The 7,033-nt window shown below is 76.4% G+C and carries 2 protein-coding genes; one reads left to right on the top strand and one right to left on the bottom strand.

What is annotated here, in order from left to right; translation table 11 throughout:
* Positions 1–6: 6 nt before the first annotated feature.
* Positions 7–813, bottom strand: coding sequence for a thioesterase II family protein (locus CLM62_RS23845; RefSeq protein ID WP_257004047.1), 807 nt, complete (start codon positions 811–813; stop codon positions 7–9).
* A gap of 219 nt (positions 814–1,032) precedes the next feature.
* On the opposite strand from CLM62_RS23845, the gene CLM62_RS52745 reads away from it, so the two are divergent.
* Positions 1,033–7,033: non-ribosomal peptide synthetase (locus CLM62_RS52745; RefSeq protein WP_095751942.1), on the top strand; the 6,001-nt coding region annotated here is incomplete at its 3' end.

Genomic DNA, 7,033 nt, shown 5'->3' with positions numbered 1-7,033 from the left:
GGCCCGTCAGCGCGCAGCCCCGGGGCCCCCGCCGGCGGGCATGCCGGTCAGTGCGGTGCGTATCTCCCGGGTCACCGTCTCCGGCACGCGGTTGGCCGGCGGAGCGAAGTAGAAGTGTCCGCCCTCGAAGAGGTGGCAGCCGCCGAAGTCGCCGTAGTCGGCCCAGCCCGCGAGTTCGGCGGGGGCCACCAACGGGTCGCGGGTGCCCCCGAAGGCGCTGAGCGGAACGGGGACCCGCAGGGCCCGGCCGGCGTCCGGGCGCCAGGTCTCCACCAGCTCGAAATCCGCCCGCAGCACCGGCTCCAGCAGGTCCCACAGCTCCGCGTCGCGCACCACCTGCTCCGGAGTGCCGCCCATCCGCCCCACCTCGGTACGCAGCCGGTCCGCGGGCAGGCGGTGCAGCGAGGTCGGGCGGGCCAGCACGGAGCGCGGACAGCCCCGGCCCGACACGCCCAGCCACACCGGCAGCGGCAACCGCGCGTCCCGCAGCGCGAGCGTCAGCTCATGCGCCACCAGCGCGCCCATGCTGTGCCCGAAGAAGGCGAACGGCCGGTCCAGCCACAGCAGCAGCTCCTCCAGGAACCCACGCACCAGCGACCGCACGTCCCGCACCGGCGGCGTCTGCGACAGCAGCCCCCGCCCCGGCGCGTCCGTCAGGCAGATCTCCCAGTCGGAGGGGAGGCGACCCACCCAGTCCCGGAACATCTGGTGCGATCCTCCGGCGTGATGGAACAGGAACAGCCGCACGCGCGGCCGCGGCACGGGGCGGGCCGCGAACACGGTCCCCCGCGGGACGTCGGTCCCGGTCGTCACGTCGTACGCCTCCTCACCGCGGCACCGGTCGGGCCGCACGCACAGTCTGCCCACCGGCCCCTGACGGCCCGCTGGCACAGCCCTGACGCGGCTCTCGTCATACGGCCGTCAGCGGCCCGTCAGAGCGGTCCGCGACGATGACCCCGGGCGGACCGGCGGCCCCAGCGGCCGTCGACGCGGCGCCCGGTCCTGTCGCCGGCCACCCGGGAGGATGTCCCGATGCTCGACGAGGCAGCGCCCTGCACCGACTGGGCTCCGCTCGGGGCCGCGCAGCGCGGAATCTGGTACGCGCAGCGCCTGGACCCGGGCAACCCCCTCCACAACGGCGCCGCCTGCCTCGACCTGCGCGGCCCGCTCGACACCGGCGCGTTCCGCGAGGCGGTGCGCCGCGCCGTCGCCGGCACCGAGGCCCTCCACCTGGAGTTCGCCGAGCACGGCGCCGGCGGCCGCCTCGGCGACGAGCCCGTCCAGCGCCTCGCCCCGGCCGCGAACGTCCCCCTGCCGCCGCAGGAACGGACCACCCACGACGAGGCGCTGCGGTGGATGCGCGACGACCTCGCGACGGCCGCGCCCCCGTCCGACGGCCCGCTGTCCGCGCACGCGCTCTTCCACGTCGGCGCCGACCGCCACCTGTGGTACCACCGGGCCGGCCACCTACTCCTCGATGGCATGGGCATGTGGCTCTTCCAGCGCCGCGTCGAGGCCGTCCACAGCGCCCTGACCGAGGGCCGGGCCGTCCCCGCCGACCCGGCCGCGCCACTGTCCCGCCTGTGGCAGGAGGAGACGGCGTACCGCGCGTCGCGACAGTACGAGGACGACCGCGCCCACTGGCAGCGGGCGTTGCGCGAGCGGCCCCCGGCCCTGTCTCTCGCGGGCCCGCCCGCCGCCGCCTCCCACACCTTCGTACGCTCCGGCGGTGTCCTCGCGGCCGGCCCGGCACACGCCCTGGACGAACTGGCCGCCCGCTTCGACAGCGCACGGCCCGCCGCGGTGGTCGCCGCCGTCGCCGCGCTCCTCCACCGCCTGACCGGCGCCACGGACCTGCTGCTCGGCCTCGCCGTCAACGCCCGGCTCACTCCGGCCGCCCGCCGCACCCCGGCCATGACGGCGAACGTCGTCCCCCTGCGCCTGACCGTCCGCCCCGGCACCCGCGTGGGCGACCTCGTCGGCCAGGCCGCCCGCGCCCTGCGCGAGGCGCTCCGGCACCAGCGCTACCCCCAGGAGGAGTTGCGGCGGGACCTGCGGATCCTCGGCTCCCGGCAGCCGCTGTACGGCCCCACGATCAACATCATGCGCTCCGCCACCGGCACGTTCGCCACGCTGCCGGCCCGACTGAGCTTCGTGTCCAACGGGCCCGTCGACGACCTCAAGATCACCTGCTACGACTCCGGATCCGGCCCGATGCCCGTCGATCTGGACGCCAACCCGCAGCAGTACCCGACCGCCGACCTCGACCGCCACCGCGAGCGGTTCCTCCGCCTGTTGGAGGAGTTCGCCACCGACGCCGACCGGCCGCTGGCCCGCCTCGACGTCCGTACCCCGGCCGAACGCCACGCCACCCGGCCGACCGCACCCCCGACCGGTCCGGCCCCCGCCCCCGCGGACACGCTGCCCGCCCTCTTCGAACGGCAGGCCGCCCGCCGGCCGGACCACACCGCCGTCACCGCCGAGGACGAGAACCTCACCTACCGCGAACTGGATGCCCGCGCCAACCGGCTGGCCCGGCTGCTGCTGCGCCACGGCGCCGGCCCCGGACGGCTGGTCGCCCTCGCCCTGCCCCGCTCCGCCGTCCTGCCGGTGGCCGTGCTCGCCGTCCTCAAGACCGGCGCCGGTTACCTGCCGCTCGATCCCGGCTACCCCGCCGACCGGCTCGCCCTGATGGTCGAGGACGCCCGGCCGGCCCTGCTGCTCACCGTCACCGGCGAGACCGCGCGCGTCCCCGACGGCCCGCACCGCGTCACCCTCGACTCCCCGGCCTGCCGCGCCACCCTCGCGGCCCTGCCCGACACCCCCCTCACCGACGCCGACCGGGGCGGCCCCGACCGGGCCCCGCACCCCGACCACACCGCCTACGTCATCTACACCTCCGGCTCCACCGGACGCCCCAAGGGCGTGATCGTCCCGCACCGCAATGTCGTACGGCTGTTCACCACCGCCCGCCCGGTTGTGGGGTTCGGCGCGGACGACGTATGGACTCTGCTGCACTCGTACGCCTTCGACTTCTCCGTCTGGGAGATCTGGGGGCCCCTGCTGCACGGCGGCCGGCTCGTCGTCGTCCCGCACGACACCGTGCGCACCCCCGCCCGGCTGCTGCGCCTGCTCGCCGCCGAACGCGTCACCGTGCTCAGCCAGACGCCCACCGCGTTCCAGCACCTCGGCCTCACCGACGGGGAGCGTCCGGAGCTGGGGCGTGACCTGGTGCTGCGCCGGGTCGTGCTCGGCGGGGAGGCACTCGACGCGGGCGCGCTGCGCGACTGGTACACGCGTCACCCGGAGGACAGCCCGCGCATCGTCAACATGTACGGCATCACCGAGACGACCGTGCACGTCACGCACCTGACGATGGACCGCCGGGCCGCCGGTGCCGACACCGTCGGCAGCCCGATCGGCGGTCCTCTCGCCGACCTGGGCCTGTACCTCCTGGACGGCGCGCTGCGGCCCGCCGTGCCGGGAACCACCGGCGAACTGTACGTCTCCGGCGCGGGACTGGCCCGCGGCTACCTCGACCGGCCCGCGCTCACGGCGGAGCGCTTCACCGCCGATCCGTACGGCCCGCCCGGAGCGCGGATGTACCGCACCGGCGACCTCGCCCGGTACACCGAGGAGCACGGCCTGGAACACCTGGGCCGCGCCGACGGGCAGGTCCAGCTGCGCGGCTTCCGCATCGAGACCGCCGAGATCGACGCCGAGCTCGGCCGGCTGCCGTCCGTGGCCGCCTCCGCCACCGTGCTCAAGGACGGCGCCGCCACCGGCCCCCGCCTGGTGAGCTACGTCGTGCCCGCCGCGGGGGGCCTCCCGGACCCGGCGGGCCTCCGCGACCACCTGGCCCGGCGCCTGCCGCAGCACACGGTGCCCGCCGCGGTCGTCCCCCTCCCTGCGCTGCCCCTGACGCCCAACGGCAAGCTCGACCGGGACGCCCTGCCCGACCCGGTCGCCCGCCCCACGGGGCGTGCGCCCGCCGACCCCGCCGAGAACGAGCTGTGCGCCCTGTTCCAGGAGGTGCTGGGCTGCGGTCCGGTCGGCGCCGACGACGACTTCTTCGACCTCGGCGGGCACTCCCTGCTCGCCACCCGCCTCGTCGCCCGCGTCCGCGCCGCCTTCGGCACCGACCTCGGCGTGGCCACGATCTTCGACACCCCGACCCCAGCCACCCTCGCCTCCCGCGTACGCCCGGCTTCCTCCCGGCTCGATTCCCGCGCGAGCACCGACTCGTCCGTGCTGGGTCCGCGTGCGGGTGGGGGTGGGGGTGCGCGTTCGTCTGTGACGGGTTCGGGTGCGGGTGCGGGTTCGTCCGCGTCGGGTTCGGGTGCGGGTGCGGGTTCGTCCGCGTCGGTGCCCAATTTCCCAGCACCTACCGCCCCCGCAGCCGACACCCACCCGGCCGGCCCCGGCCCGCTCCCGCTGACCGCGGCCCAGCGCCGCATGTGGGCATTGCACCGGATGCAGGGACCGGGCGCCACGTACAACCTCCCCTGCGCTTTCCGGCTCACCGGCGCGCCCGACCGCCACGCTCTGGAGGAAGCCCTGCGGGACGTGGTGCGCCGCCACGGCATTCTCCGTACGCGCTACCCGGAGACCGACGGCGAACCCGTCCAGGAGGTCCTGCCGCCCCACGCGGCCGACCGCCTCGCCCTGGTCACCCGCGCCACGGCCGAGGACACCCTGCCCGCCGACCTGACCCGCGCGGCCCGTATCCCCTTCGACCTCGCTGCCGACCTGCCGCTGCGCGCCACCCTGTTCGAGCTGCCGCCCGCACTCGACGGCCGCCCGGTCCACGTACTGCTGCTGGTGCTGCACCACATCGCCGGTGACGGCTGGTCCCTGCGGCCGCTGCTGCGCGACCTCGGCCACGCCTACACGGCCCGCCGCCTCGGCCATACCCCGCAGTGGCCGCAGCCCGCCCCGCACCCCGCCATCCTCGACCGGCACGCGCAGCGCACCGCCCCGGGGGCGGACGGGTTGCAGTACTGGCGCCGCACCCTCGACGGAGCGCCCGAACAGCTGCCCCTGCCCACCGACCGGCCGCGACCCGCCGTCGCCGGGCACCACGGCGGCAGCGTCCCGCTCGACGTGGACGCCGACCTGCACACCCGTCTGCTCACCGTGGCGCGCGAGCACCACGCCACTCTGTTCATGGTGCTGCACGCGGCCCTCGCCGCCCTGCTCACCGCGTCCGGCGCGGGCACCGACGTCGTCATCGGCAGCCCGACCTCCGGGCGGCGCGACACGACCGCCGACGACGCCGTGGGCTTCTTCGTCAACCCGGTGGCGCTGCGCGTGGACACCTCCGGCTGCCCCTCGTTCGCCGAACTCCTCGCCCGGGTCCGCCGCACCGACCTGGCCGCCTACGACCACCAGGACGTCCCCTTCGACCGGGTCGTCGACGCGCTCGCGCCGCAGCGGACCCTCAGCCGGCACCCCCTCTTCCAGGTGGTGCTTTCCTTCCAGGACGCCGCACCCCGCCTGGACCTGGCCGACGTGCGCACCGCGGCGCTGCCCGTCGACCTCGGCGCCGCCAAGTTCGACCTCACCGTCAACCTGGCGGAGCGCCGCGCCCCCGACGGCACCGCCGCAGGCCTCACCGGCGACGTCGAGTACGCCGCCGACCTCTTCGACGCCACCACGGCCCGCGCCATGGCACGACGGCTGCTGACCCTGCTGCGCGCCGTCGCCGCCGACCCGGCACGCCCCGTCACCGACGTCGACCTCACCTCACCGCGCGAAAAACGGCTCGCGCGAGGCCCCTGGAACCCGCCCGGCACACCGCCGGCCCACCCCCACGTGCCCGCGCTGTTCGCCGCGCAGACAACCGCACGCCCCCACGCCCCGGCCCTGGAGGCGGACGGCTCCGTCCTCACCTACGCCGAGCTCGACGGGGCCACCAACCGCCTGGCCCGGCTGCTGCTGACCCACGGCGTCGGCGCCGGCACCGTCGTCCCGATCGCGCTGCCCCGCTCCGGGCAGACGGCCCTCGCCTGGCTCGCGGTCCTCAAGACGGGCGCCGCCTGCCTGCCGGTCGACCCCGCCTACCCCACCGATCGCGTCCGCCATCTGCTGGCCGCCGCCCCCGACGGGCCCGTCCTGACCACCGCCGCCCACGCGACCGGCCTGCCGGAGCACACGGAGCGGATCACCGTCCTCGACGCCCCCGCCGTCCGGCGCGCCCTGGACGCCCTGCCCGGCACCCCGCTCACCGATGCCGAACGCACCCGCCCGATCCACCCGGACGACCCCGCGTACGTCATCCACACCTCCGGCTCCACCGGCACCCCCAAAGGCGTCGTCGTCCCGCACGCCGGGCTGCCCGCCCTGGCCTCCGCCCAGGCCGAACGGTTCGCCCTCGACGCGGACAGCCGCGTCCTGCAACTGGCCTCACCCAGCTTCGACGCGTCGGTGATGGAGACCCTCATGGCGTACGCCGCGGGCGCCGTGCTGGTCGTCCCGTCGGCCGGCCCGCTCGCCGGGCCCGACCTCGCCGAGGTCCTCGCCTCCCGGAACATCACGCACGCCCTCATCCCGCCCACCGCCCTGACCGGCGTACCGCCCGAGTCGCTGCCCGGCCTGTGCACCCTCGTCGTCGGAGGCGAGGCGTGCCCGCCCGCGCTGGCGGCCCGCTGGTCGGCCGGCCGCCGCATGGTCAACGCCTACGGCCCCACCGAGACCACCGCCTGCGCCACCATCAGCGCGCCCCTGGACGGGGAGCAGGTCGTCCCCATCGGCACACCCGTCGCCGGGCTGCGCGTCCACGTCCTCGACGAGCGGCTGCGCCTGGCACCCGCCGGCGTCCCGGGCGAGCTGTACATCGCCGGACCGGGCGTCGCACACGGCTACCTCGGGCGCCCCGGCGCCACCGCGGAACGCTTCGTCGCCGACCCGTACGGCCCGCCCGGCAGCCGGGCCTTCCGCACCGGCGACCTCGGGCGCCGCCGCGCCGACGGCACCCTGGAGTACCTCGGCCGCGCCGACGACCAGGTCAAGATCCGCGGCTTCCGCATCGAAC

This window comes from Streptomyces sp. SA15 (assembly GCF_002291145.1).
Lineage (GTDB): Bacteria > Actinomycetota > Actinomycetes > Streptomycetales > Streptomycetaceae > Streptomyces.
Note: the sequence above shows the minus strand (reverse complement) of the source record. Positions and strands in the feature narration are given on the sequence as shown.